The organism is Leptolyngbya sp. NK1-12, assembly GCF_032598965.1.
Classification (GTDB): Bacteria; Cyanobacteriota; Cyanobacteriia; order Elainellales; family Elainellaceae; genus Elainella.
In genome coordinates, this window is the sequence record NZ_CP053586.1 from 2,162,472 (window position 1) to 2,186,028 (window position 23,557).

The 23,557-nt window shown below is 50.8% G+C and carries 19 protein-coding genes; 8 read left to right on the top strand and 11 right to left on the bottom strand.

The genetic code is table 11. The features are described from left to right. The first annotated feature begins 146 nt into the window (after positions 1-146). Positions 147-593, top strand: coding sequence for an RNA recognition motif domain-containing protein (locus HJG54_RS08905; protein ID WP_316434522.1), 447 nt, complete (start codon positions 147-149; stop codon positions 591-593). Between the two features lie 246 nt (positions 594-839). Here HJG54_RS08905 and HJG54_RS08910 read toward each other — a convergent pair whose 3' ends face one another. After that, positions 840-3,257, bottom strand: coding sequence for an ATP-binding protein (locus tag HJG54_RS08910; protein ID WP_316434523.1), 2,418 nt, complete (start codon positions 3,255-3,257; stop codon positions 840-842). 448 nt (positions 3,258-3,705) lie between these two features. Here HJG54_RS08910 and HJG54_RS08915 point away from each other — a divergent pair, with 448 nt between their 5' ends. Beyond that, positions 3,706-4,647: a class I SAM-dependent methyltransferase gene (locus HJG54_RS08915; RefSeq protein WP_316434524.1), complete on the top strand. Its 942-nt coding sequence runs from the start codon at positions 3,706-3,708 to the stop codon at positions 4,645-4,647. 201 nt (positions 4,648-4,848) lie between these two features. Here the strand turns inward: HJG54_RS08915 and HJG54_RS08920 are convergent, their stop codons facing one another. The 3 genes from HJG54_RS08920 to HJG54_RS08930 all read right to left on the bottom strand — a co-directional run bounded on the left by HJG54_RS08920 (position 4,849) and on the right by HJG54_RS08930 (position 9,540). After that, on the bottom strand, positions 4,849-6,492 hold the full coding sequence (locus HJG54_RS08920) for an ATP-binding protein (protein ID WP_316434525.1): 1,644 nt from the start codon (positions 6,490-6,492) through the stop codon (positions 4,849-4,851). A 202-nt stretch (positions 6,493-6,694) separates the two neighbouring features. Next, entirely contained in the window at positions 6,695-7,150 is a 456-nt protein-coding gene (locus HJG54_RS08925; protein ID WP_316434526.1) for a response regulator, read from the bottom strand. A gap of 101 nt (positions 7,151-7,251) precedes the next feature. Beyond that, positions 7,252-9,540, bottom strand: a complete 2,289-nt coding sequence (locus tag HJG54_RS08930; RefSeq protein WP_316434527.1) for an ATP-binding protein — start codon at positions 9,538-9,540, stop codon at positions 7,252-7,254. Between the two features lie 176 nt (positions 9,541-9,716). Between HJG54_RS08930 and HJG54_RS08935 the strand changes: the two genes are divergently transcribed. From HJG54_RS08935 to HJG54_RS08955, 5 genes are all read left to right on the top strand, one after another. After that, complete coding sequence (locus HJG54_RS08935; protein WP_063834748.1) at positions 9,717-9,935, top strand: hypothetical protein; 219 nt, start codon at positions 9,717-9,719, stop codon at positions 9,933-9,935. 86 nt (positions 9,936-10,021) lie between these two features. Continuing rightward, positions 10,022-10,636, top strand: a complete 615-nt coding sequence (locus HJG54_RS08940) for an NYN domain-containing protein (protein WP_072009762.1) — start codon at positions 10,022-10,024, stop codon at positions 10,634-10,636. Positions 10,637-10,749: 113 nt separating this feature from the next. Then, a complete protein-coding gene (locus HJG54_RS08945) occupies positions 10,750-11,652 on the top strand; it encodes an alpha/beta fold hydrolase (RefSeq protein WP_316434530.1) in 903 nt (300 codons plus the stop codon). Positions 11,653-11,856: 204 nt separating this feature from the next. Beyond that, on the top strand, positions 11,857-12,294 hold the full coding sequence (locus HJG54_RS08950; RefSeq protein ID WP_316434531.1) for a peroxiredoxin: 438 nt from the start codon (positions 11,857-11,859) through the stop codon (positions 12,292-12,294). Between the two features lie 164 nt (positions 12,295-12,458). Then, complete coding sequence (locus HJG54_RS08955; RefSeq protein ID WP_316434532.1) at positions 12,459-13,472, top strand: NAD-dependent epimerase; 1,014 nt, start codon at positions 12,459-12,461, stop codon at positions 13,470-13,472. Between the two features lie 5 nt (positions 13,473-13,477). Here the strand turns inward: HJG54_RS08955 and HJG54_RS08960 are convergent, their stop codons facing one another. From HJG54_RS08960 to pgl, 7 genes are all read right to left on the bottom strand, one after another. Then, a complete protein-coding gene (locus HJG54_RS08960; RefSeq protein ID WP_316434533.1) occupies positions 13,478-15,664 on the bottom strand; it encodes a hypothetical protein in 2,187 nt (728 codons plus the stop codon). Between the two features lie 205 nt (positions 15,665-15,869). Then, positions 15,870-17,654 (bottom strand): M61 family metallopeptidase, encoded by a 1,785-nt coding sequence (locus HJG54_RS08965; RefSeq protein WP_316434535.1) that lies wholly within the window; start codon positions 17,652-17,654, stop codon positions 15,870-15,872. An 88-nt stretch (positions 17,655-17,742) separates the two neighbouring features. After that, on the bottom strand, positions 17,743-18,426 hold the full coding sequence (locus HJG54_RS08970; RefSeq protein ID WP_316434537.1) for a Crp/Fnr family transcriptional regulator: 684 nt from the start codon (positions 18,424-18,426) through the stop codon (positions 17,743-17,745). A 202-nt stretch (positions 18,427-18,628) separates the two neighbouring features. Then, positions 18,629-19,795 carry a cysteine desulfurase family protein gene (locus tag HJG54_RS08975; protein WP_316434539.1) on the bottom strand — a complete coding sequence of 389 codons (1,167 nt, stop codon included), beginning with the start codon at positions 19,793-19,795 and terminating at the stop codon, positions 18,629-18,631. Positions 19,796-19,882: 87 nt separating this feature from the next. Further along, positions 19,883-20,326, bottom strand: a complete 444-nt coding sequence (locus tag HJG54_RS08980) for an FHA domain-containing protein (RefSeq protein ID WP_316434540.1) — start codon at positions 20,324-20,326, stop codon at positions 19,883-19,885. 129 nt (positions 20,327-20,455) lie between these two features. Continuing rightward, positions 20,456-21,265 (bottom strand): FHA domain-containing protein, encoded by an 810-nt coding sequence (locus HJG54_RS08985; RefSeq protein WP_316434542.1) that lies wholly within the window; start codon positions 21,263-21,265, stop codon positions 20,456-20,458. 87 nt (positions 21,266-21,352) lie between these two features. Then, on the bottom strand, positions 21,353-22,078 hold the full coding sequence (gene pgl, locus HJG54_RS08990) for a 6-phosphogluconolactonase (RefSeq protein ID WP_316434543.1): 726 nt from the start codon (positions 22,076-22,078) through the stop codon (positions 21,353-21,355). Between the two features lie 537 nt (positions 22,079-22,615). On the opposite strand from pgl, the gene HJG54_RS08995 reads away from it, so the two are divergent. Then, entirely contained in the window at positions 22,616-23,395 is a 780-nt protein-coding gene (locus HJG54_RS08995; RefSeq protein ID WP_316434544.1) for an HpsJ family protein, read from the top strand. The last annotated feature ends 162 nt before the right edge of the window (positions 23,396-23,557 follow it).

Below are 23,557 nucleotides of genomic sequence, written 5' to 3' on the forward strand. Positions count from 1 at the left end.
TGTCAAAAGCCATACTGTTAGGTTTGACCGAGACATGCCGAGCGAATTGATGCGTTTCGAGAATCTAACGTTAGTCCTCAGCTTGTATCAGAATGACTCTTTGTTTGAAATAGTTTCTTATTGAGCCTCTGGAGGTATTCTTTTCCATGTCCATTCGGTTGTATGTTGGCAACTTGCCTAAAGATCTAGAACGTCAGGAATTGGAATCCGTTTTCACCGAGTTTGATAGTTCTATCTCAACCAAGGTGATTACTGACCGCAAGACTGGTAAATGCCGTGGATTTGGCTTTGTCACTGTCAAAAATGAGGAGCAAGCCAATCAGGTCATTGAAAAATTCAACGGGTTTATGCTCAAGGATAGCCCGCTCAAGATCGAGGTAGCCCAGCCTCGCAGTAAGGGTAAGGAAGAGGGCGAACAAGCTGCTAGTGTTGCTCCGGCTGCGAATGGGTCGAGCAAGCGCAGCAAGGGTGGCAATAAGTCGCGCAAGTCCTCCACCTCTGGTGAACCAGACGCTGTACAGCCCGATCCTCGCTGGGCGCAAGAGTTGGAGAAGCTAAAGCAACTCCTGGCTGCGCAAACGGCTAACTCTTGATTGCTTCGGCAGGATCTGAATATCTACCCATGAGGTGAATAGGGGTAGGGCGGTGTATATTGGCTGATACTCTCGGCAGAGTCTTCGCAATTGTGAGGGTGCGAAGGGTGCAGTCAATATACCTGCTCTACCTCTTCAGTTTGGATCTGTGTCTTTAGATCTGTGTCTCGGTCAGGCGTAAAAGGCTGACGAGGAGAGAGTAAACTAATTGAAAGAAATTGAGATTAATCCCTAAATTGACACCAGCTAGTCCGAATCGGTAAAAAAGGCTCTCACTGTTTGGAGTAAGGCTTCGGGGTGAATGGGATGCTGCAAAACTTCATTGGCGCCGATCGCCTGCCACTGTTGTGCTCTAGTCGCTTCATGATTGCCAGCAGTTATAGAAACAGTCGCGGTAGGAGAGTCTGGAGTGGGTGGGTTGGGAACCAGAGCTAATACTTTAAGATGTTTGGTGCTAGGATTTTGCCGCAAGCTGCGGATCAGATGCGAGCCATCCATGTCCGGCAGGCGCACGTTCAAGATCACGGCGGCAGGTAGAAGAACTTCAAGTTGATTGAGGGCGGCAGCTCCTTCCAGCAACCAGATCACTTGATAGCCCGCTGCTAGCAAAAGATCGCAAACAAAATTGGCGCTATCCTCGTTTGGATCAACTAAAACAATTCGACCTTGGCTGCTGATTGACTGATCGAATTTAGCGGTCTGGCCTGTACCAGCAAGTAAATGGTTCTGCTGGACGGGTAACTTGACCGTAAATACCGAGCCGACACCCACAGTGGATTCAACCTCGATCCAGCCGCCGTGCAGTTCTACAAGCTGTTTGGTGAGTGCCAGCCCTAGCCCTGTCCCCTGATATTCGCGGTGGTAGCTAGAGTCTAACTGCTGAAATTTTTGAAACAGCAGCGGTAACTGAGGTTCGGGAATCCCAATGCCGGTATCTTTAACTTGAAAAATTGCTAGCTCCGGCTGGACAAAGGCCCGTAGCGTCACCTTGCCACCTGGAGACGTAAATTTGATCGCATTACTCAGAAGGTTAAACAGAATTTGCCGCACTCGCCTGGGGTCAGCAACGAAGGAGTCCCGCTGGGGTTCGATGCGTAAATCGAGTTCTAGCTCCACTTCTTGCAGCGATGCTTGCCCTTCGAAGGCTTTCAGGGTTTGTTGGGCAATTCCTGTCAACGAAATCGGCTGTAGATTTAGAATCATCCGTCCAGCTTCTGCTTGGGATAAATCCAAAATGTCATTGATCAATGACAACAGGTGTTCCCCACTTTCATGGATCGTTTTCAAAAAGTTTTGCTGTCGGGGTGTTAAAACATCTTTCGACCATCGTTGTAGTGTGGCTGACATGCCGATGATACAGGCAAGCGGTGTACGTAATTCATGGCTGACTGCTGCTAGGAATTCACTTTTAGTCCGGTTAGCAGACTGGGCTGTTAGCAGAGCATCTCGCAGATCTTGAGTTCGTTCGATCACGCGCTGTTCTAAAGTTTGTTTTTGCTGCTGCACCTCGGCAAAAAGCTGGGCTTGGCTGATGGCAATCGCTAGATTCTCAGCAATTTGTTGGAGAAATCGCCGTTCGCTGTCCTGCCAGCGTCGAGGTTGAGAGCACTCATGGGCAATCAGCAATCCCCATAGCTGATCCTGGAGTCGAATCGGAGCAATCAGCTTGGCGCGGACCTGGGCACGGCGCAAAAACTCTAGCAGACAGGGGATTGAGTTGTAGCTGACTTCCACATCTTCGATGGCGTCGGCAATTTCTAAAAGCCGCCAGTCTTTGTGGCGCAATTCCTGTACGAAACAGTGAGCGTCGGATAAATGCATCACCGACGGAATCTGATCTGAGGCCCGTGCTTCGTAGATCACTGAGCCATATGGAGTAACCTGTCTAGCGCTTTGTTCAGCTCCTTGTCCAAAATTTTGTTCGATGTTTTGTTCAGGGTTTTCAGAGGCATGTATAAATTGCTTGCTCAATTCGATTCCGCCCACTGTTTCGCTTAAGGTTTCGTCCCCAGCGAACGTCTCTCCTGCGACTAAGGCCGGATCGGGCATGGGAAGGTCAAATTCGCTTAAAGGTGTAGCGCTGGGTGCATTAAATTGGTAGATGACCAGCCGATCGGCTTGCAGAAACTGGCGCACTTGCTCTACGGCTGTTCTCAGAATGATTGGCAATTCCAAGCTCTGTCGGATTTGCGACGTAACCTGATTTAAGAGTCGTTCCTGCTGGATTTGCTGCCAAAGTGCGGTTTCGGCAGGTTGGCAATGGGACGGCATCGTCAGGAGTGAAACGAGCTTTAGTGTAAACTGGCTTTGCTGAGTTGGGTGATTGGGGCCGATGGTAGCAAGCTGCTGTTTGAGGGATTCACTCCAATCTACAAGCGGATGCTGCTCAAGCAACTGCTGGGCAAACAGGCGAATGCTGTCGGTAGTGAAAGTTAGTTCGGTTTGATAAATTGTTCCAGTGGCCTGTCCGCAAAGGAGGGCGCTAAACGGTTCTGAAAGCACCAGCACAAATCGATCAACCCGCTCAATGGGATGGGAGGCAACCGCTTCAGTCAAAACCAAAGCCTGATTTTCCTGAGCCATTTGCTCAAGGGCTTGCTGGACTTGATTCAGCGCCTCAACTGAGAGTAGTTGCTTAGAGAATGAAGAGTCAGAAATCTCCATAATTTTGTGTATGCTGGTTCTTGGTATGCTCTCCCAATTGAGGTTGCTGCCTGTTAGGTAAGCCGCAGGCTAAATCGATTGCCTAATTGCTAAGTTGAGCATTCGTTACTTGATCTATTCTAGTGTGGCAGCTTGCTCAAGCTTCTGAGGGGAAATGGATCGGATCACTCGGAATTTTCAAACAATATCACTTCTTTTGGTGTGATTTTGCTAATTTTTGCAGGGATTTAGAATTGGCTGAAACTAGCTTGGGGAATAGGTGGGGAATAGGGCACCTACTCCACAGATGCAGCATTAACCCTCCGATCTGCCCTACAATTTTGAAGGATTCCTTAAAGCACCTACCCCCTGGACTGAGCCAGTTCAGCTTTGTTCCAGGCTGGTTGCCCCACCTCAAGCAACATTATTAAATTGCTGTTAAATTTACCGTTTCATGACCGCTCCATCTATGACTGCTGCAACGACTTCTGCTCCTAATTTTGCCTCCCAGTTAATCAATGGTATTTTGGCCGTAAAGCCCTTGGCCCAGATGGCAAAACACCAGGCTCGCACCATGATGATCAAACGAGCTGAGTCGATAGGGGTTTACTGGCGGCAAGAAGTGCAGGCACTACGGTCTCGCAATGGGCAATGCGAGTTTTCTCCAGCTTGGGAGGCCGAACTGAAGCAAATTGAAACTGCCGATCTGGTTTATCCCGACTATTATTTGACCTCGTTCCATGCTTATGACCAGGGCAACCTCAGTTGGGATGCGGCGCTAGAAGTAGAAGTGGCCGCCCATGCGGTTCACGCTCGGATCTGGCCGGAGGCAGGTGCTCAAGGAGATGCTATGCTGCGGCAGAGCTTTCATCGGGTGTTGCAACAGCAAATTGCTAATCCGCCACAGGATATTGTTGATCTCGGCTGTAGCGTTGGTATGAGTACGTTTGCGCTGCAGGCAGTTTATCCGCAGGCCAGAATCACGGGCGTTGATCTGTCGCCCTATTTTCTGACAGTGGCTCAATATCGCTCAAAGCAGCAGGCAATGCCGGTTACATGGGTACACGCAGCTGCAGAAGCCACCGGCTTACCAAATGCTTCCTTTGATCTGGTTTCAGCTCACTTGGTGTTTCATGAACTGCCCCAAACTGCCGCGATTGCAATTCTGAATGAAGCGAGGCGGTTATTGCGCCCAGGTGGCTATCTCGCGATTATGGACATGAATCCCAATTCAGACATATTTGTCAAAATGCCACCCTATGTTCTAACGCTGCTCAAAAGTACTGAACCCTATCTTGATCAATACTTTGCTTTGGAGTTGGAGCAGGCGATTTACGCAGCAGGCTTTACAAAACCGACGGTAGTCTGTAACAGCCCTCGCCATCGCACGTTGGTAGCTCAAGTCAGATAGAGGCGGGCATTTTGAGATTTGATATTGCCTCTCCATACTGTATTTACTCCTTCAATTACAGATTGTCTCTAATTGATTCGTATTTGCGTTGCTCTTTTTTAGGAAAAACTATTGTAGATATGTTTTAAATTCGATTTACCTGATATGTTATTTCTGTTTGCGATGCTCGCTAGCGTCTGCTTATTTTCAGAAATTGAAATGCTATCGTAGCCCTTTGGGTAAGCGAATAGTAACAGTTGTGCCTACATTTTCAATGCTGTCAATACTGATATCACCACCATGCAGCTTAACGCAGGCTTGGGTGATGGCTAGACCCAAGCCCGTTCCAGCGATAGCCTCGGCATTACTTGCTCGTTGAAACGCTTGGAATAACTTCTCTTGGTCTGCTAGAGGAATCCCAATCCCCTGATCCTGAATAGAGAAAATCAAGTGAGAAGTAGTACCGCTCAAGTGCAGCTCTACTTTGCCGCCGTTTGGTGAATACTTGATCCCGTTAGACAGCAAATTCACCAAGATTTGGCGCAGCAGATCTGAATCACCCCAAAAGCCTTTAGTGTTGCCGCTGACGCGAAAAATAATCTCATACTGTTCGCCAGCCAGCCAGCGTTGCTCCTCTACAACGTCAGCCACTAATTCCAAAATGTTGAGCGGTAGTGGTCTAAAACCCATCTGTCCCAGCTCTAGCTTCTCCAGCACGAGTAGATCCTCAACTAATCGCGTCATGAAGCGAGCTTTGTCTTCAATCGTGGCGAGAAGGTGCTGCTGCTGCGCCAAATCGAATTGTTCGCTGTAGAGTTTGAGGGTAGAAGCCGCGGCTAAAATCGCCGTCAGGGGGTTGCGATACTCGTGAGAAACCGTTGCCACCATTTGCGACTTAAAAGCATTGAGCTGCTGCGCCTGCTCCAACGCTACCTGCATTTGGCTAAACTGTTCAGCTTGCTGCAAAGCACTTCCCAACTGAGTGACCAGCTCTCGCACAATCTCAACTTCATCGCTGTGCCACGGCTTCACAGCACTGTGCTGGGCCACGAGCACACCCCATAATCGCTGTTCCTGAATGGACTGTTCCTGAGTTACCTCGGTAGATGATAGAAAAAGCGGCAGAATTAGTTTGTTTTGCGTCTCCCAACTCCATCCAATTGGGTCAATGGCGGCATTAGCTGGGTCTGCTTGATGGATTGCCGCCTCGATGGTCTCGATCCAGAGATCGCTAGAGGAAGGGGATACAGTTCTAGTGCGTCCGGCTGCTGTGACTTGTTGCCATTTGATGAGGTCGGGTGGTTGAGTTTCGCCATACTGAGCCTGATAGACTGCCACCTGATCACATTCCAAAAGCTGTTGAATTTGAGTAACGGCAGTATGCAGTACCTGTTGGCGATCCAGAGATTGCCGCATATGCAAGGCAATGGTGTTGACGAGCCGCTGCCGCTGTTCAGTTTTATTGAGCTGAATTTGAGACTGCCAGTGCTGAATGGCATTGCGGACCGTGAGCTGGAGTACGTCGGGCTGCAATTGCTGCTTGATCAAATAATCTTGAACACCTTTCTTCATGGCTTCGACGGCCACCTCTTCGGCCCCATAGCCAGTGAGCAAAATTACGGGTACTGGATCGGGTTGGTGCTGCTTCAGGGCATCGAGGAATTCCAATCCGTTCATCGTGGGTAAACAGAAATCTAGCAAGATAGCGTCGCAATTGCGTTCTTGACACAGCGACAAGCCATCTTCTGCCGAATCCGCTTCCAAAATTTGATAAGACTGTTGTGGATCTTTGAGCAAATACCGCCGGCAGACTTCTCTATCTTCTGCACAGTCATCCACAATTAGCAGCGTGCAGGTTTCTACCATAGTTCACCTGGAGAAGGTCACTCTCCTCTATTAAGGATGTCACAACTTGCAGAGTCTGGGAAAAATCTATTCGTAGTAAAAGCAAAATCTAAAATTTCTTCAATTTGAGCAATAGTTGCTTTAGAGGCAAGACAGCGTGGATGCAAGCTAGGGCCATAGGTTAGCTGTCAAGGTTATGAGCGTGGCCTAGGATGGTCACCATTCATGATTGGGATGGCTGAATTGGAGGCATATTGGCCTCTAACCAATAGTCAACAAAGGCTTGAATCGTTCTTTGCAGTTCGCGGGCATCCATGGGTTTGATCAAGTAGCCGTTTGCACCATTCTGGTAGCAAAACTCAATGTCCTTTGGGTTAGACGATGTCGTAAACACAACGATAGGAATTTCCCGCAAGCTTTGGTCCTGCTTGAGTTGGGCCAGGACATCACGGCCATCGGTACCGGGTAGATTTAGGTCTAACAAAATTACCGATGGTAGTGCCCTGTCCGACTCCTCAGATTCACCGACTTGCTGCAAAAAATCCAGCACCGAATCGCCATCGGCACAGCGGTAAATCGGGTTTTGCACCTTCATTCGCTGCATCAAGCGCTGCAACGTTACGAAATCTTCGTCGCTGTCCTCGGCAACTAGTAAAGGCTCGTAAGATTTTACCGTCATGAGATAAATCTAAAGATTTTATTAAAAAGCTTATCCCATTCTAGATCTCGTAAAGTTTTGTAATCATTTGTTAAGTTTAGCAGAGCTATTAAAAAGCTTAATCACTCCAGCGTGAAATAAAACACCGACCCCTCACCATAGTTGGAGTTGACCCACATTTCGCCGCCGTGCCGCTCGACAATCTTTTTGGCAATGGTCAGCCCTGCGCCCGTGCCACCGCCGTACATGGTTTGGGGATGCAGTCGCTTAAACAGCCGAAAAATCGTTTCCAGATGACGTTCCCGAATGCCAATTCCGTTGTCGCGCACGTAAAAGATTGGCTTGGTTAGGGTTAGGGGATCAGCGCTGGGCACTTGCTCGATTGCTTCAGCAGCGTCTAGGTAGCCAATCTCGACCCAGGGCTGAGCCTGATTGTTGTATTTATCAGCATTACTGAGCAGATTGCTGAATACCTCGTTGACCAGAACCGGATCGACGTTGACGGTTGGCAGAAGGCGCGGAATCCGAATGTCAATCCGGGCTTGGGGATGGCTGATCCGAAATACGTTGATCACTTGCGTTAATAATTCATTTAGATCCGTCGGCTGGCGGCTCAGGTCGGTCTGCCCAAGTTGGGAAAATTTCAGCAGCACGTCGATTAAAGATTCCATCCGCTGGGTCAGCCGCACCAAGGTTTGCAGGCGATCGAGGCCAGCCTCGTCTAGCAGTTCCTGATAATCTTCCATCAGGAAGGTGGCGTAGTTATGAATTCCGCGTAATGGCTCCTTCAGATCGTGGGATGCAGCATAGGCAAAGGATTCTAACTCTTGGTTGCTGCGCTCTAGCGCCTGATTCATGCGGGCTAGTTCATCGGCCTTATTCAGCACAATGCCGACGATGGCGTTGCGCAGGTCTAGGGCATTGGCCAGTTCGCTAGGGTGCCAAGGTTGGGAGGTCAGCCGCACGGTTTCTTGCCACTGCTCGAAGGAGCGACGGGGTGACAGAGTGAGATGCCCATCAGCGCCGACTTGGAGGGAGGCGGTTGGATCACCAGCCCAATTCACGGTGCGCAGCACTTCTGGACGAAACCACAGAATGTAGTAGCGCCGCACCTGCGAGATGCGCAGCAATAATAAACCCGTTGCGGTTTCTTTGTAAGCTTCGGCAGCCGAGTACTGTTTGGGTAACGAATCGGTGTGAAACAAAGAGTCGCTGACCTGAGTGGTGGCCCACTGAATCAAATCCTGGACTTGCTCTAGGCTGGGTGTGGCTCCCACCAGGGTAATCTCGTCGTCTAGGCAAACCGCCGCGCCTTTGGCATTCACTAGATCGAGAATCCGAGGGGCGGGATGGACGAGGGCTGTTTTCAAATCCTCGGCTTGGGCAATCGATTCAACAAACTCGGACTGGCGGCGTTTGAGCTTAACAATTGCATCCAGTTCTTCATAATTGACTTTATTGGCCAGCTCTGCGGTAATAAATTGTCCCAGCAATTCACAGACGCTCCGCACGGCACCTGGTATGCGTTTGGGCGTTTGATGATGACAGGAAATAAGGCCCCAGAGCTGTTGGTTATTTAGCAACGCAATCACCATCAGGGCAGATACCCCCATATTGCGGTGATACTCGACGCAGCAAGGATCGGTACCGCGCAGGGTAACAAAACTAAGGTCAGGGGGCTGATGCGTTAGGGGGTTCTCCGTCGGCATCAGGGGCACTTCCGCAGCAGATAAATCAGGAATGTAGCGCAATAACCCCTCGGCATAGAGTCGGCGAGACGGTTCGGGAATGTCGGTAGCCGGGAAATGCAAACCAAGGTATGGGCTTAAATCAGGCCGCTTGGCCTCGGCAACGACTTCACCGGCTCCTTGAGCATCGAATTGATAAACCATGACACGGTCGAATCCGGTTAGCGCTTGAATTTCTGCTGCCCCAAGCTGAAGGAAATCTGACAAACTAGACACCTGTTGCAGTCGGCCAATGGCGCTGCGGAGGCGCAAGTGGCTCACAGCAAGGCTATGAGGGTTGGATTCGGCCTGCAGTGGCTCCAACTCCAAAAGGACAGACTGTTCGTTGTAATGAAAGTTGCCTTCCCAGTCGCGCTGGGGCGTGTGGGAGCGCAAGTACGGCAGATGGGTGGGCTGATTTGTGGGTAGAATCTGCTGAATTAAAGCAATTGAGTCGGGTTCAAGCAGATTGCTTAAGGATTGACCCAACAAATCCTCAGGTAAAAGATTAAAATGATCCGAGAGATTAGCGCTTACCTGCTGAATTATTAAGTCAGGGTAGCTCAAGATGAATAAAACGCCATGAGACTGCACCAAATCTGAACCAATTTCAGATTGATAAAGGTCACATTCATGGTCGGTTATAGAATCCGTCTTGGGATATACAGCCTCAGACCCAGTCATACCCTAGAATCAGCACGATTAATTTTTACAGCTTCCTCTAAACCCTAACGAATATTACGCTTGGTTAAGGGATATTGCTAAAGGTTAAAACTAATAGCGTTTCCTATTTATCATCTTCCATTAAATCTAAAGAAAATGTTAAATTTTTCTGAGCCATCGCATAGAGGTGTAGTTGCATGGATTCCTCCATCCTACGGTTGGTTTGGGACGTGATCGAAGAAACCCAGAGTAGCGAGCTATTGAGCCTGCCAGATACCGCTTTAGTCAAACTGCTATTGCAACGAATTTCACGCAAGGTGCTCCTCACGGGTGAGGAGGTCTGTCATCTCTACGATTACATCAGCTCTAGGATTCGTCTTATTCGAGATATTGCTGAATCCCGGGGTGCTGCTTAATCAATCAAGCTTAATCAATCAAGCTGCCTGATAATCCTTGACCAATAAATAATCAAAATCTGCCAGCCATAAAAGACGAGTGAACTATGATTCAACTAATCCCCCCAAGACCTTTTCAACCCAGTAGTAACGGTCATGCCTACGCTGCTAAACCGTCATCTGCTTCTTCTGGCGAATTTCAAGGAGTTGAACGCACAGATCGCGGTCGAGTTGTCGTGTTCATCGATGGAGCCAGTCTGTTCTATGCGGCGATGCAGATGGAAATCGAGATTGACTATACGCGGCTGCTGAGTTGCTTGGTCTCTGGTGGACGGTTGATTCATGCCCATTTCTATACGGGGGTAGACCCCAGCAACGAAAAACAAAAGGGATTTTTGTACTGGATGCAGTGCAATGGCTATCGTGTTGTGGCAAAAGAGTTGGTTCAGTCCACTACAGGAGCCAAAAAGGTCAACTTAAATGTCGAAATTGCGGTCGATTTGGTTAGATTGGCTCCCTACTGCGACACCATGATTTTGGTTAGCGGTGACGGTGACCTCACCTGTGCCCTTGATTTCGTCAACTATCAGGGCGTGCAAACCGAAGTTGTAGGGTTGCGTTCCATGATCAGCGAGCACTTGATCAATGTGGCTGATTACTACACGGATTTGGCGACAATCAAACAAGAGATTCAAAAGCGCCATTCTAAAGAGTTTCATTAAAGTTTCACTAGTTCAATCTTCAGGAGCCATGCTTCATCCTAGGTAAAGCTCGGCTGGTTCAGAGCAAACATGTCAGAATAATCATTAGAACAAACGTAAAGATTTGTAATGACATGACGGCTTCTGCTCCTTTATCAACCGATGGTTTGGCGGCTCCGCAAGTTTGGAGCTGGCAGGGGTTTCCGATTTGCTATCAAACCCAAGGACAAACCGGACCGGCGATTGTGCTGATTCACGGTTTTGGGGCTTGTTGGGGCCATTGGCGTAAAACGATCCCAGTGTTGGCGCAAACTTGCCGTGTTTATGCGATTGATCTGATTGGCTTCGGCGCATCTGCTAAGCCAGTCCCCGGTCAGCCGATTGCCTACACCTTTGAAACCTGGGGCCAGCAAATTGTCGATTTTTGCCGTGAGGTGGTTGGCTCACCGGCAGTATTGATTGGCAACTCGGTGGGCTGTATTGTGGCGATGCAGGCAGCGGTAGTAGCTCCCGATCAAGTGGTGTCTGTGGCGCTATTGAACTGTTCGCTGCGGTTGCTGCATGACCGGCGACGGGCGGAGCAACCTTGGTATCGTCAGATTGGTGCGCCGTTGCTGCAAAAGCTGCTGTCAATTCGCGGCGTTGGGCATAGCTTCTTTCGGGCCATTGCTAAGCCGAATACGGTACGTAAAATTCTGCTCAAAGCCTATGCTCGTCCGGAAGCGGTTACGGATGAATTAATCGAACTGTTGATGGCTCCTGCCTCTGATCCGGGTGCTGCCGATGTATTCTTAGCCTTCACGGCCTACTCGCAAGGGCCTCTGCCCGAAGATCTGCTGGCCGTATTGCCCTGTCCTGCGTTGGTGATTTGGGGCGAAGCCGATCCCTGGGAGCCGGTCGCACGGGGACGGGAATTTGCTCACTATCCGGCAGTGCGAGAATTCGTTTCATTAGCGGGTGTGGGTCACTGTCCGCAGGATGAAGCCCCGGAACAAATCAATCCGATTTTGCAGCGCTGGATTGAGCAGGAAGTTTGAGCAGGAATACGGTGGACTGTGACCAATCTTTATCGTTTGGTTGAATCACCCGTGTAGGTGAGGTGGGTTTTGTCTGTGTAGCTGCGGTTTCAACCGCCGGATTCATAACCGCCAATCTATAGAGTTTTGCCAGCCAATCAACGTTAAAATCTGTAACCGGACCTGTATTAGCAAAACGTTGTAACAGCAAAAGGACGAAAATCTATGCCTTTATCAGTTGGCGATACTGCCCCTAGCTTTACGGTTAAAGATACCAACGGCAACACGGTTTCTCTGTCAGACTTTGCGGGCAAAACCGTCGTGCTTTATTTCTATCCTAAAGATGACACGCCGGGCTGCACCAAAGAAGCCTGTGGTTTCCGCGATGCCTATACAGACTATCAGGGCAAAGATATTGTCGTGTTAGGCGTCAGCATGGATGACGAGGCTTCTCACCAACAGTTCACTCAGAAGTTCAACTTGCCGTTTCCCTTGTTGGCTGATGTCAATGGCACGATTACCAAAGCCTATGATGTCGATGGTGGTGGTTATGCCAAGCGCGTTACCTATGTAATTGATGGTTCAGGCAAAATTAGCCAGGTCTATACCACTGTTAAAACGGATACCCACGCTAGCGATATTTTGGCTGCTCTGAACGTCTAGCGTTGCCCTAAACTAAAGCAAATTTAAGAATTTGAGCAATCTTTTAGCTGGGTGGGTTTCGTGCCCGCCCATTTTTGATCGGAAATTCTGAAATAATTTTGAAATGGCTTTTGACCCAGCCGCAAGCATGGGAGCAGTCGGTAGCAAGCCCTAGTTGATGGTGCATGATGCAAGTATTGATTACTGGAGTGGCAGGATTTGTTGGCTATCACTTGGCACAACGGCTGCTGAGTGAAGGGGTTCAGGTTTACGGCATCGATAACCTCAACGAGTATTACGATGTCAGCTTGAAAAAGGCTCGCTTGTCGCAGTTGCAGCCGCAAGCAGGCTTTACATTCGAGTATCTGGATTTAAGCGATCGGGCGGGGGTTGCCAATCTGTTTGCTACTCATCAATTCGACTGTGTGGTGAACCTAGCGGCTCAGGCGGGTGTGCGCTATTCGCTGATTAATCCCCACGCTTATGTAGACACCAACCTCAGCGGCTTTGTCAATTTGCTAGAAGGCTGTCGGCATCAGGCGGTAAACCATCTGGTGTTTGCGTCGTCGAGTTCGGTGTATGGGGTGAATCCTAAGGTGCCCTTCGCCACTAGCGATAGCGTAGATCATCCGATTTCCCTCTATGCGGCCACTAAAAAAGCGAATGAGCTAATGGCCTACACCTACAGTCACCTTTACCGCATTCCCACTACTGGCCTGCGCTTCTTTACGGTCTATGGCCCCTGGGGTAGACCGGATATGGCCTACTTCAAATTTGTCAAAGCCATCGAAGCAGGTCAGCCGATCGAGGTTTACAATCACGGCGATATGCAGCGGGATTTTACCTACGTCGATGATGTGATTGAAGGCATGGTGCGGGTGATGCGGCGTCCGCCCACTGAAACTCCTCCTCCAAGCCAGGCCAAACTCCCTGACGCTTCGCTCAATTTAACGGCGGCTCCCTATAAGCTTTACAACATTGGCAACAATCAGCCCGTTGCTCTGTCTCGCTTAATTCAAACCATTGAAACAGCCCTTGGCAAATCGGCTCAGAAGCAATTTCTGCCGATGCAGCCGGGAGATGTACCCATTACCTATGCCGATGTGGATGATTTAATTCGGGATGTAGGTTTTAAGCCTGCTACACCGCTGGAAGTCGGCATTCATCGCTTTGTGGATTGGTATCGGTCCTATTACTAGCTGGGCTATCTGCGGCCTTGAAACTGTCGCCAAGCTTGAATATTTCGTTGCGCTTCGGCATAGGCTGCCGTATTTTCCGGAATTTGCTCCGCAATTGCAATTGCCTCTCGGGGATTGGCTCCTGCCTGAGATTGGGCGATTTGCAGAATTTGGAAGCTCCATTGCTGGATCATGCGGTCGGCCTCGGAGCGGGCTGGATTATTCTCCGGAACCTGACTGGCAATCTCGATCGCGGCCACCAGCATCGCTGGGCTGCCTATATTAGCCGCATTGTAGGCTTGCCGCAGATAGTCTTGCCCCTGAAACTGACTGCGCCACTGCTGAATTTCGGTCTGGGCTTCATCGTACAATGCTCGACCTGAGCTAATCCGTTCGGCAACGGCAATCGCTTCTCCAATGTTGCCCTGACTGGCAAGCTGTCGTGCCTGATCGAGATAGGGCTGATCTTGCAGTTGCTGAAGCTGAGCCGACCAGTTGTTGACTTCAGTCTGGGCTTCATTGTACAGATTCCGTCCATAGCCAATTTGGCGAGCCACATCAATGGCGGCTTCCAGGTCTCCGCCACTGGCTAACTGTCTGGCCCGATCGAGCAGGGGCTGGTCTTGCAACCGTTGCATCTCGGCTGTCCACTCGTCGATGCGGCGGCTGGCCTGGTCATAGAGCGAGCGACCGGGGCGAATTCGACTGGCTTCGTTAATCGCGGCTTGCAGATCTCCGGTACTGGCGAACTGGGTGGCGCGATTTAGATAGGGCTGGTCTTCCGAGGTTTCGATCTGGGCTTGCCACTGGTTGATTTCCTTTTCGGCCTCTTCGCGACGCGGATTGCCAAATGGGATGCGCTGTGCCTCGGCAATGGCGGCACTCAAATCTCCGACAGTGCCCGGTTGGGCCATTTGTTTGGCACGCTCTAGAACATTGACATCCTGAATTTCCAACTGCCAAGTGCTGACGAGCTGCTGTGCTCTGCCGTAAAGGGGCCGATCGCGCTTGATTCGCTGTACGTTGATAATGGCGGCTTCCAGGTCGGCAATCGTACCGCCCCAGGCTTGGGATTGGGCCTCGGCAATCACATCAAAGTCACGAATTTCTTCCTGCAGGTTAGCTTTGTCAGGAATTTGGCGGGTGATTTTCAAGGCTTCGTTATAGTCGCGCCGGTCGAGGGCTGCTTCGGCCAGATTCAGCATGTCCCGGCCAAATTGAGCGATCAAATCCTGCGCTTTGGTGTAGAGGTAGCTTTTAGGCTGGATCGATTCGACGAGTTTAATCGCTTCTAGCAGGTTGGTGAGGCTGCCCTGGTCAGCTAGACTCTTGGCTTTATCAATTTTGCTGCTGTCCTGGCGGGTTTCGACAATTAGATTATTCAGTTCGCGGTATTTGGTATTCTCCCAATACTGATTGCCGATGCCCAAAAGCTGGGTAGCAATTCGGAACGCTTGCCGCAATTCCTGATTTTTCAGGGCTTCTTCAGCCTGACGATAGATGTCTTCTGCCTTTTTCCAAACCGATTCCCAGTGAATGATTGTGTCTTCCACCAGGGCATGGGCAGATGTATTCTCAGGAATCTTTTTAGCCGCTTCGATCGCCTTATCTAGATCGCCATCCTGAAAGGCTTCTTCGCCGAGTTCCAGAATTTCCTTTGCCCAGTCCTCGATATTGCGATCAATTTCGGGCCGTAGCGGATGGTCCTTCGGCAGGGCATTCACCAACGAAATGGCGCGCAGCAAATCTTTGACCGTGCGTTTCTCGGCGGCTAATTGGGCACAGTAGATGCGTAAAGAAGCCGATGCCGTGGGCCAAAAAATGGCAGGGCAGTTGGGCAAGGAAGGTAATCTCAGCAGGGCTGTAGCCGAAAGGATGCCCAACCCGCTAAAGGCTACCATCAGCGTGATTCCCCAGAATTGCCAGCTTCGTGGCAACCGGAATCGTCCTAGTCGTCTTGGATTTGGGGCTGGCGGACTGGGCGGGACCACAGCCTGATCCGATGATGGGTTGAATTGCGACGCCACAACCGACTGGGATGGCGGATTGTTGATGGGATGGTGTCCCTGTTCAGAAGAAGTGGATGAATTGGGGCCAGGTGTGATTGCAGGACGGGCTGGAGAAGAAGGACGGCCTGACGGCGGCACCTTGCGCGAATTGGATTGGATGCGATCGCGATTGGGACGATCGGGTGTTCTGTAATCTCCGGCCATACCTCACCCCAAAAATTCCAGCAGCTTTGCTCACACCCTAATAGATCCTGTCGTTCGGTAATCTAGGCAGTAGCGTATGAACAGGCACATGCCAACCAAAGCTATGCCAATCAACAGCTCTTGACATCCTACCCCTCAATTCCCTAAAACACCAGTGCTTGGGTTGAATTGGGTCATAAAATGCACGGATTTTCGAATTTCAGCATCAAATCACACTGGATAACGATGCACCCAACCAGCCCTGAAAGTTCTGCTGCTGCGTCGCAGAAGGATTTTCTACAGCCGCAAGCTGAAAGTTTTTGGGACGCGGTGCCGCTAACGTGACCGGGTAGGTTCGCAGCTCATCTTGATGAAACAGGGTGAGCTGAATTGTATCGCCAGATCGGTAGTTCTTCAACCGATCGCTGAGCTGATTGGCCCGCACCCGAATCCCGTCAATCGCCAGCAGCTCATCATCGGGGTCAATCCCGGCCTGCTGCGCTGGAGAACCCATTTCGACAAACCGAATCAAATCGCGGCCATTGTCACTATTGACAGTTAAGCCCAAAAAGGGTGGCAGTCCGTCTGTATTCTCAGCCTGAACTCGCAGCCCAAACGGTTCCAGATACTGATCAAACGGTAATTCTTCGGTGGTATCCAGGTAACGGTGGAAAAAGTTGCTTAGTTCAATCCCTGCTACCGATTCGATCACCGCCTGAAGCTGGTCTGGCGTAAAGCCGATCTCTGGTTGACCGAACTGCTGCCAAAGCTGCCGCAGCACATCATCAAGAGAACGCCGATTGCCGTGTCTCGCCCGAATCAGCAGATCCAGCAGCAGCGACACCATTGCGCCTTTCAAATAATAGGAAATTTGATTGTTGTCACTATTGCTATCGCGGCGGTAAAGCTTAATCCAGGCGTCAAAGCTGGATTCGCTCAGGGGCTGCACTTGCCGTCCGGGGATGGTCAAAAAGCGGCTGATGTCCTTACTCAACAGTTTTAGGCAGGTACGGGCATCGTAAACACCGGCTCGCAGGGGCAGCATTGTGTCGTAGTAGCTGGTGGTGCCTTCACTGAACCAAAGCGAAGGAGTGTAGTTTTCGCCATCGTAGTCAAACACCTCCAGGGCTTTGGGCCTTATCCGCTTCACGTTCCACAAGTGGAAAAACTCGTGGGCCACGAGCTGCATAAAGCGGTGATACTGTTCATCCGGCTGGAAACCAAAGCGCGGATAAATCAGCGAGCAAGAATTTTTGTGCTCTAGGCCGCCGAAGTTCTGAGCTGACAGGTGTAACAGAAACAGATAGTGCTCGTAGGGCAAACCGCCAAACAGCTCGGCTTCAGTTTGAACGATTTTTTGGGTATCGCGGATAATCTGCTCTGGGTTGGCGTTACCCTGTCCCCAAATCGCCAGTTGATGCGGCTTGCCCAAGACTTCAAATTCGTAGAGCTGATGTTGACCAATTTCAAACGGTGAATCGACCAGGGTGTCAAAATCTGCCGCCTCGAAGGTATGGACCTGATCGGCCACGGGAGATAGGGCTGTCGTTACCTGCCAGTCAGAATGGGGTGGTTGAATCGTGACGCGGATTGGTTGCTGCCGGAAATTTGGCAGGTAAAAGAACAGGGCAGCACCGTTGAAATAGCCGTGGCTAGCGTCTAAGTGGTTCGTGCGTACTGTCAGTTCGTTGGCAAATACGCGATACCGCACCGTAATCTCTGAAATGCCTGCTGTATCGATTTGCCAGTGATTTTTGCTCAGCTTGCGCCAAGTTAAGGGTTGCTCAGCGGCGGCGCTAAAGTTTTGCACATGGCGAGCATATTCTCGCACGAGGTAGGAACCCGGCGTCCAAACCGGCATCTTTAAGTCGAGGGTTGGGGACTGCCAGCCCTTGACCTGAAGCGTGACTTCAAACAAATGGGATTCAGGTTGCGGCATTGCCACCCAGTAGTGGAGGGTGAGGCGCGTTTGGGTAGCAGCACTAGGACGAATTTGGGTAATTTCGGTCATGCGAACATCTCGGCGATCAGGATCAGGTGAGGCTCAGTCTCTCAACCCTATCAACTAATTGCAAAAACCGACAACCAGTGAATTCAGGCTAGATTCTGCCGGCTAAATGAGCGAGCTGCTTCATATGAACCAGATAGATCGCCTGTCGTCCTGGTGCCATCCGAATCCAGCCTTTACTGTCTAGCTTTTCCAAAATTTTGTTGGTTTCATCGACCGTAATCTCACTGACATTAGCTAGATCTTGGCTAGGGATGTGAAAAATCTCGGTTCCGTAGGGAGTAGGCGTGCCGTAGCTTTCGCCTAAGCCCACCAGGGTATTGGCAAGCTTAATCGCTGGTGGCTGGTGGCGCAACTGAGAGCGGTAGTTGGTTTGGCGTAACCGTCTCACCATCAGTTGCAGCATCCGATGATGCAATTGCGAATCTTTGAAGAGGGTTTGGATAAAGCGTTGGGCTGCAATGCTCAAGAGCCGGACTGAGGAAAGGGCAACCACATCGGTAGAACGCGGCGACTCATCCAGAATCGCCATTTCACCAAAGAAATCACCCCGACCCAGAATGGCCAGCGTAATCACTCCGTCTCCCACATGCCGCCGCACCTTCACCCAGCCCGATTCCACAAAGTAAACGGCATTGCCCCAAGCATCCTCCATCAAAACAGCGCGGTCTGCCGGGTACTCGTGTTCAACCGCAATCGAGAGCAACCACTCAACTGTTTCTGGGCTGGCCGCATTGAACAAAGGAAATAATTCACTAAAAGCAGCAGTTTGCATGAAAAGTGCTTGGGATACAAAAACTAATACTTGTCCGTCGTCAAACGGTTCCGAAAAACTTAAAGATGCAGATTCCTAAGGAAAGCAAACCTCATCATCTGCTAGCAGGATTGAAGAGCAGGGAATAACCACTTAGACTTATGTTACCCAGAAATCTCCGTAAATCTGCAATTATGCCTAGGTTTAGGAGACAAATGACAGCCTAGCCCAAACAGAGTGAGGACTGCGGCACTAATCGTTCAATAATTTGCTTCAGCACAAGGGCAGTCCAGTCAATGTCAGCCTCGGTGGTATCACGCCCTAGCGTCAAGCGAATCCCTGATTTAGCGGCCCGTTCACTGTAGCCCATTGCTAACAGCGTTGGGCTGGGGACCAGTTTGCCGCTACTGCACGCTGAGCCGGAACTGATGGCAATCCCGGCTAGGTTCATTTGCCGCACAAAGGTTTTGCCAGTCAGCTGGTCTCCATCCGCACAGCGGAGATAAAAGCTGACGTGATGGGGCAGCCGCTGCCGCCGATCGCCGGTAGGAACCAGAACATCAACATTTGCCAATTGCTCAAACAGTCGGTCACGCAATTTCGTTAAGCGCTCGGTTTCGACAGTCAGTTCTGCGGCGGCTAGTTCTGCAGCCAGACCAAATCCTGCCAAATTGGGAACGGCCTGGGTACCAGAGCGAATCTGAAATTCTTGTCCGCCTCCGGCCAGTAGCGGCACTAGTTCAATCCCTGGTCGCACATACAGTGCCCCTGCTCCCTGCGGTCCGTAAAACTTGTGGCTAGAAATCGACAGCAGGTCTATGGGTAGGCGCTGTACATCAACAGCAAGCCGTCCGGCCACCTGAACTGCATCGGTATGAAATACAGCCCCATGGGCCTGCACGATTTGGCCCAACGTCTCGATTGGTTGGAGGGTTCCGACTTCGCTGTGCCCATAGATGATCGAGACCAAGACGGTATTGGGCCTCAAGGCCGCCTTCAGGTCTAGCGGGTCAATTCGACCTTGGGCATCGACAGGTAAGCGTGTCACCTGCCAGCCTTGTTGTTCCAAAATTCGTGCCGGTTCGGCTACGGCAGAATGCTCGATGCTGGAAATAATCAAATGCTGCGGCGTGGCATAGCGACGAGTGACGCCGAGAATGGCCAGATTGTCGGATTCGGTGCCGCCAGATGTAAAAACGATTGCGTCGGGTTCTGCGTTCAGAAGGGCTGCGACTTGCACCCTGGCTTGTTCCAGCCTAGTCGCGGCTCGTGCTCCCCATTGGTGCAGGCTGGAAGGATTGCCCCACTCCTCGGTCATCACGGTTTGCATTAGGGCAATGACTTCGGGGCGGGCGGGTGTGGTTGCACTGTAGTCTAAGTAAATTTGCATGGCTAATTGGGTAGCGCCCCAGGGCATTGGCTTGGCATCGAGAACTCTAGGAGGACTTTAGATCGGGGGGGTAGGAGAAAAGCTTGCCTATTGCTGGCTGGCTTCTGGCTCAGCAGGTTCTTCGATCTGGGGAGGATGGCTGGTAATCTCGGTGGGTATCAGGGGCAGGTCTGGCCGATGGTTAGTGAAGCGAGCGGCTGGAATCGTTTCTGTCAATTCTTTTAGCGCTGCTTCTCCCATCCGTACTTGCAGGTTGGGTCCAGACCGGGCTAGCCGCAGAATCGCTCCATCGGTGATGGTGGTTTGGGTAATTCGTTTACCGTTGAGGTAGGTGCCATTAGTGCCTAGATTGACCACTTCCCACTCTAGACCAATCCGCCGCAGCTCGACATGGTGGCGAGAGACAACGGCGCTGTAAAGAATTACCTGATTGTCGGTCGAGCGGCCAATCCGGATCACAGTCTCGTCGGCAAACGTCCAGACTTGAACGGGAATTTGCTTAATCGGATGCAGAAGGGAAAGAATAATCACACAGGCAAGCCAGAGTTAAAGAGAGCAGCAACTGAGCGTGACTGATCAAAAGCGTGACTGATCAAAACAGGTTAAAGCGGTAAACTCTTTTATATCCTATGTTGTCCTGTGGATAACCAGTGCAGCCAGTCAGGAAATTTGGAATAAAAAAGTGACTTTGTCGCCTTTGCCGAGGGCAATCCGATCCCCCGGACGCAGACGGTGACGATTGCCGATGGGTAGCGGGGCGTTGTTGATGTAGGTGCCGTTTGAGCTGCCCACGTCTTCGATGTAGTAGATGTCACCCTCAACTCGGATATCGGCATGAATCCGCGAAACAATCTCGGAATGGGGAAAACCTGATACATCAACGTCTGGCGGAATTCGGTCATTCGGTTTGCCGATGTGAATCACCGCTAGGTTGGTAGGCAGTTCCACGGACGTGTTCGTCTGCACATGCAGCAATCGAGCCACTTGGGTTTGCAGTTGGGTTTGGGATCCAGTAGAAGCAGGAGCCATTGCGGGTTGAACGCTTGGTTGAACGCTGGTTGGTTGAACGCTCGGAGGACTAGAAGAAACCGTTGGGCTGACCAATGCCTCTTCAGGCAACGCTCCACCGTCAGGCACTCCGACCGGCTGGGGCTGGGGCGAACCCATCACGAGAGGATCGGGTTGAACTAGGGGTTCAGGGACCACCAAATCGGGCAGATCAAAATCCGGTGAAATGGTAGCGGGTAGCGGCTCCTCTGCAGAGGCTGGCACCGAAGGTGGAGTGGAGTGGGTCACCTCAGTAGCGGCGTCTTGCAAGTTAAACCCGCACTGTCCACAAAAACTAGCATCGGCCTGGACGGAGGCCCCACAATTTGGACAGGTGGTCATTGCTGGTAAAGGCGTGTAGCAAGCCTCACACTGAACTGCTGCATCCGGATTCTGGTGATTGCAATTCGGACAAACGATCATGCTCTTTCCCCTGGAGCTTCACTGCGGCCTTAAGACGACATTTAGAACACACCCTGAAATACCTAACATTCGCTTCCATCATACACCTTAGGCCAGAGACAAATTTTCACCCGCCGCTTGATCGAGCAGCCACCAAAGTTCTCCCTGTGGTTGAATTAGCCGAGCTGGATAGGTCATTTCATCCGCAACTGGGGCAAAAATCTCCGCCAAGGCTGGCTGTTTGCTGGCTCCTGCCACCAAGAAAATGACACAGTGAGCTTGATTGATAAAGGGAACCGTGAAGGTGAGTCGGGGTTGTCCATCTTTGTTCCCGACGGTGACCAACGAGTGGCGGGCCAACAGGGCTTCAGTGTGGGGAAATAGAGAGGCGGTATGACCGTCATCACCCATACCTAGCAGAATCACATCGAGCCCCGGAAACGAACCAGGCTGGACCTGAAAAAACTGTCGTAACTCCTGCTCATGGGTTTGGGCGGCCACGGCTGGATCCGCAGCGTCAGTTGGCATTGGGTGAATATTGATTGCTGGAATCGGCACCTGATTCAACCAAGCGGCGCGAGCCATGCCTTCGTTACTGTCGGGATGGTCGGGGGGCACATAGCGCTCATCGCCCCAAAACACATGGATTTGGTCCCAGGGTAGATCTTGCTGAGCCATCGCTTCATACAGGGGTTTGGGGGTGCTGCCGCCCGATAGGGCAAGCGTGAATCGACCGCGCTCAGCAATAGCGGCATGCAGCTTCTCTAGAATCAGCTCTAGACAGCGCTGAATCAACGCCGGTTTGTCTGCTAGTACCTCAACTCGCTTAGTCATGCTCTACCTCATGCTATCCGTATCACTCTACTCAACTTCGCTAGGTCGTCTCAAAATCGATCAGGATCACTTAAGATTGCGAGATTGCCAAACGTTCGTTGCGTAAAGTTGAGTAAAATTACAAGCTGGTTTTGTGTTTTTGAACCGTCCCGTAGCCCAAATTGCTATGGTTGCCGCCAAGTGCTCTCTAGGACGCTGTTGCATTTCGCTGACCAAGGGGCACTCTATAGCTTGAATCTGGTTTGAAGCTGTTGACTGTTGGACTCAGGTTTGAATCAATTTGACCAATTTTTTTGGATCGACTTGCATCAACCGATTTGCTCGCAGCGATTTCATGCCTGCTAGTTTTATACCCATCGGCCCGCATGATCAAGGGACCAGCATCGTGTTTAATAAAGCCTGAGACCTGTTTAGCCTGTCCCTGATTCAGGCTGTACGAGCTTGAATCAGGCTCGGCTCAAGCGAATTAATTAGAATAGGCAATTTATTACGCCAGTTTAATCAAGTTCAGAAGTCAAGTTCGGATTTATTCTTGCCATGACCTCCAAGAAAGTATCAAGCAGCCGTTCCGTGCCGTCGCTAGTCGCTCTGATCCTCAAGACTGCTGGCGTGGTGATTACATTGGCTGCCCTGTTGGACATGTTCATCCTGCCGTTACCCTATCAATTTCTGGATCGGTCGTGGCAGATTAGCTTTGTCACGGCATGGGTCGAGCGGGGGATTGTGCCGCTGGTTGGGATTGTGCTGTTCCTGATTGGCTTCGCGGTTGAAGGTAGCTTAGAAAAAGAAAAGAAATCCCTTTGGCAAGATCCTCGCTTTTGGGCCTATGTCTTGGCGAGTCTGCTGGGATTGCTTTATGTGCTGATGTTCCCCTTGCACTTAAACAATGTGCGGCTGGCTAATCAAAGTGCCATTGAGCAGGTGAATCAGCAGGCTACCGAGGCGGAAACAGAACTTAATAACCAAGTCAATACAGAAATTGAGTCACGTCGCCAACAAATTAGCCAACTCCTAACGGCTAGTGACAGCGAAATTTCTCAATTGGTGCAGGCGGGTCAGCTCACCCAGGAACAAGCCACTTTGATCAAAGGCTTCAAGGCAAATCCGAGTTCGGTAGAGCCGTTCCTCAAGAAACAGGAAGGCGAGTTGCGCAACCAGGTGCAAACTGAAATTGGCATCCGGAAGCAGAAAGCGCAAGAGTCTCGCAAAACGGAAGACCTGAAATCGGGACTGCGGATTGGGCTGAGTAGCCTGCTGTTGGCCGTGGGTTTTATTACTGTGGGCTGGACTGGGTTGCGAAATCTGCGCCGGAGTTGATGCTTTGTGCTAAATCTTCTTGGCCTCCTAAATCCTATCTTGACTTCCGATTTCTCGGTGGAGCCGTACCAATTCTTTTCAGGTGAAGATAGAGTCGCCGGTTGTCAAATTGTAGGTTAGAAACCTAGAGAGACTAATGTACTTCAGTTTCTCAAAGTCCTC

Coding starts and splice junctions, on each gene's coding strand:
- HJG54_RS08910 (WP_316434523.1), bottom strand. CDS start 3,257: ATGGAGATTTCTGACTCTTCATTCTCTAAGCAACTACTCTCAGTTGAG.
- pgl (WP_316434543.1), bottom strand. CDS start 22,078: ATGACTAAGCGAGTTGAGGTACTAGCAGACAAACCGGCGTTGATTCAG.
- HJG54_RS08945 (WP_316434530.1), top strand. CDS start 10,750: ATGACGGCTTCTGCTCCTTTATCAACCGATGGTTTGGCGGCTCCGCAA.
- HJG54_RS08930 (WP_316434527.1), bottom strand. CDS start 9,540: ATGACTGGGTCTGAGGCTGTATATCCCAAGACGGATTCTATAACCGAC.
- HJG54_RS08905 (WP_316434522.1), top strand. CDS start 147: ATGTCCATTCGGTTGTATGTTGGCAACTTGCCTAAAGATCTAGAACGT.
- HJG54_RS08940 (WP_072009762.1), top strand. CDS start 10,022: ATGATTCAACTAATCCCCCCAAGACCTTTTCAACCCAGTAGTAACGGT.
- HJG54_RS08995 (WP_316434544.1), top strand. CDS start 22,616: ATGACCTCCAAGAAAGTATCAAGCAGCCGTTCCGTGCCGTCGCTAGTC.
- HJG54_RS08920 (WP_316434525.1), bottom strand. CDS start 6,492: ATGGTAGAAACCTGCACGCTGCTAATTGTGGATGACTGTGCAGAAGAT.
- HJG54_RS08955 (WP_316434532.1), top strand. CDS start 12,459: ATGATGCAAGTATTGATTACTGGAGTGGCAGGATTTGTTGGCTATCAC.
- HJG54_RS08950 (WP_316434531.1), top strand. CDS start 11,857: ATGCCTTTATCAGTTGGCGATACTGCCCCTAGCTTTACGGTTAAAGAT.
- HJG54_RS08965 (WP_316434535.1), bottom strand. CDS start 17,654: ATGACCGAAATTACCCAAATTCGTCCTAGTGCTGCTACCCAAACGCGC.
- HJG54_RS08970 (WP_316434537.1), bottom strand. CDS start 18,426: ATGCAAACTGCTGCTTTTAGTGAATTATTTCCTTTGTTCAATGCGGCC.
- HJG54_RS08960 (WP_316434533.1), bottom strand. CDS start 15,664: ATGGCCGGAGATTACAGAACACCCGATCGTCCCAATCGCGATCGCATC.
- HJG54_RS08915 (WP_316434524.1), top strand. CDS start 3,706: ATGACTGCTGCAACGACTTCTGCTCCTAATTTTGCCTCCCAGTTAATC.
- HJG54_RS08975 (WP_316434539.1), bottom strand. CDS start 19,795: ATGCAAATTTACTTAGACTACAGTGCAACCACACCCGCCCGCCCCGAA.
- HJG54_RS08925 (WP_316434526.1), bottom strand. CDS start 7,150: ATGACGGTAAAATCTTACGAGCCTTTACTAGTTGCCGAGGACAGCGAC.
- HJG54_RS08985 (WP_316434542.1), bottom strand. CDS start 21,265: ATGATCGTTTGTCCGAATTGCAATCACCAGAATCCGGATGCAGCAGTT.
- HJG54_RS08935 (WP_063834748.1), top strand. CDS start 9,717: ATGGATTCCTCCATCCTACGGTTGGTTTGGGACGTGATCGAAGAAACC.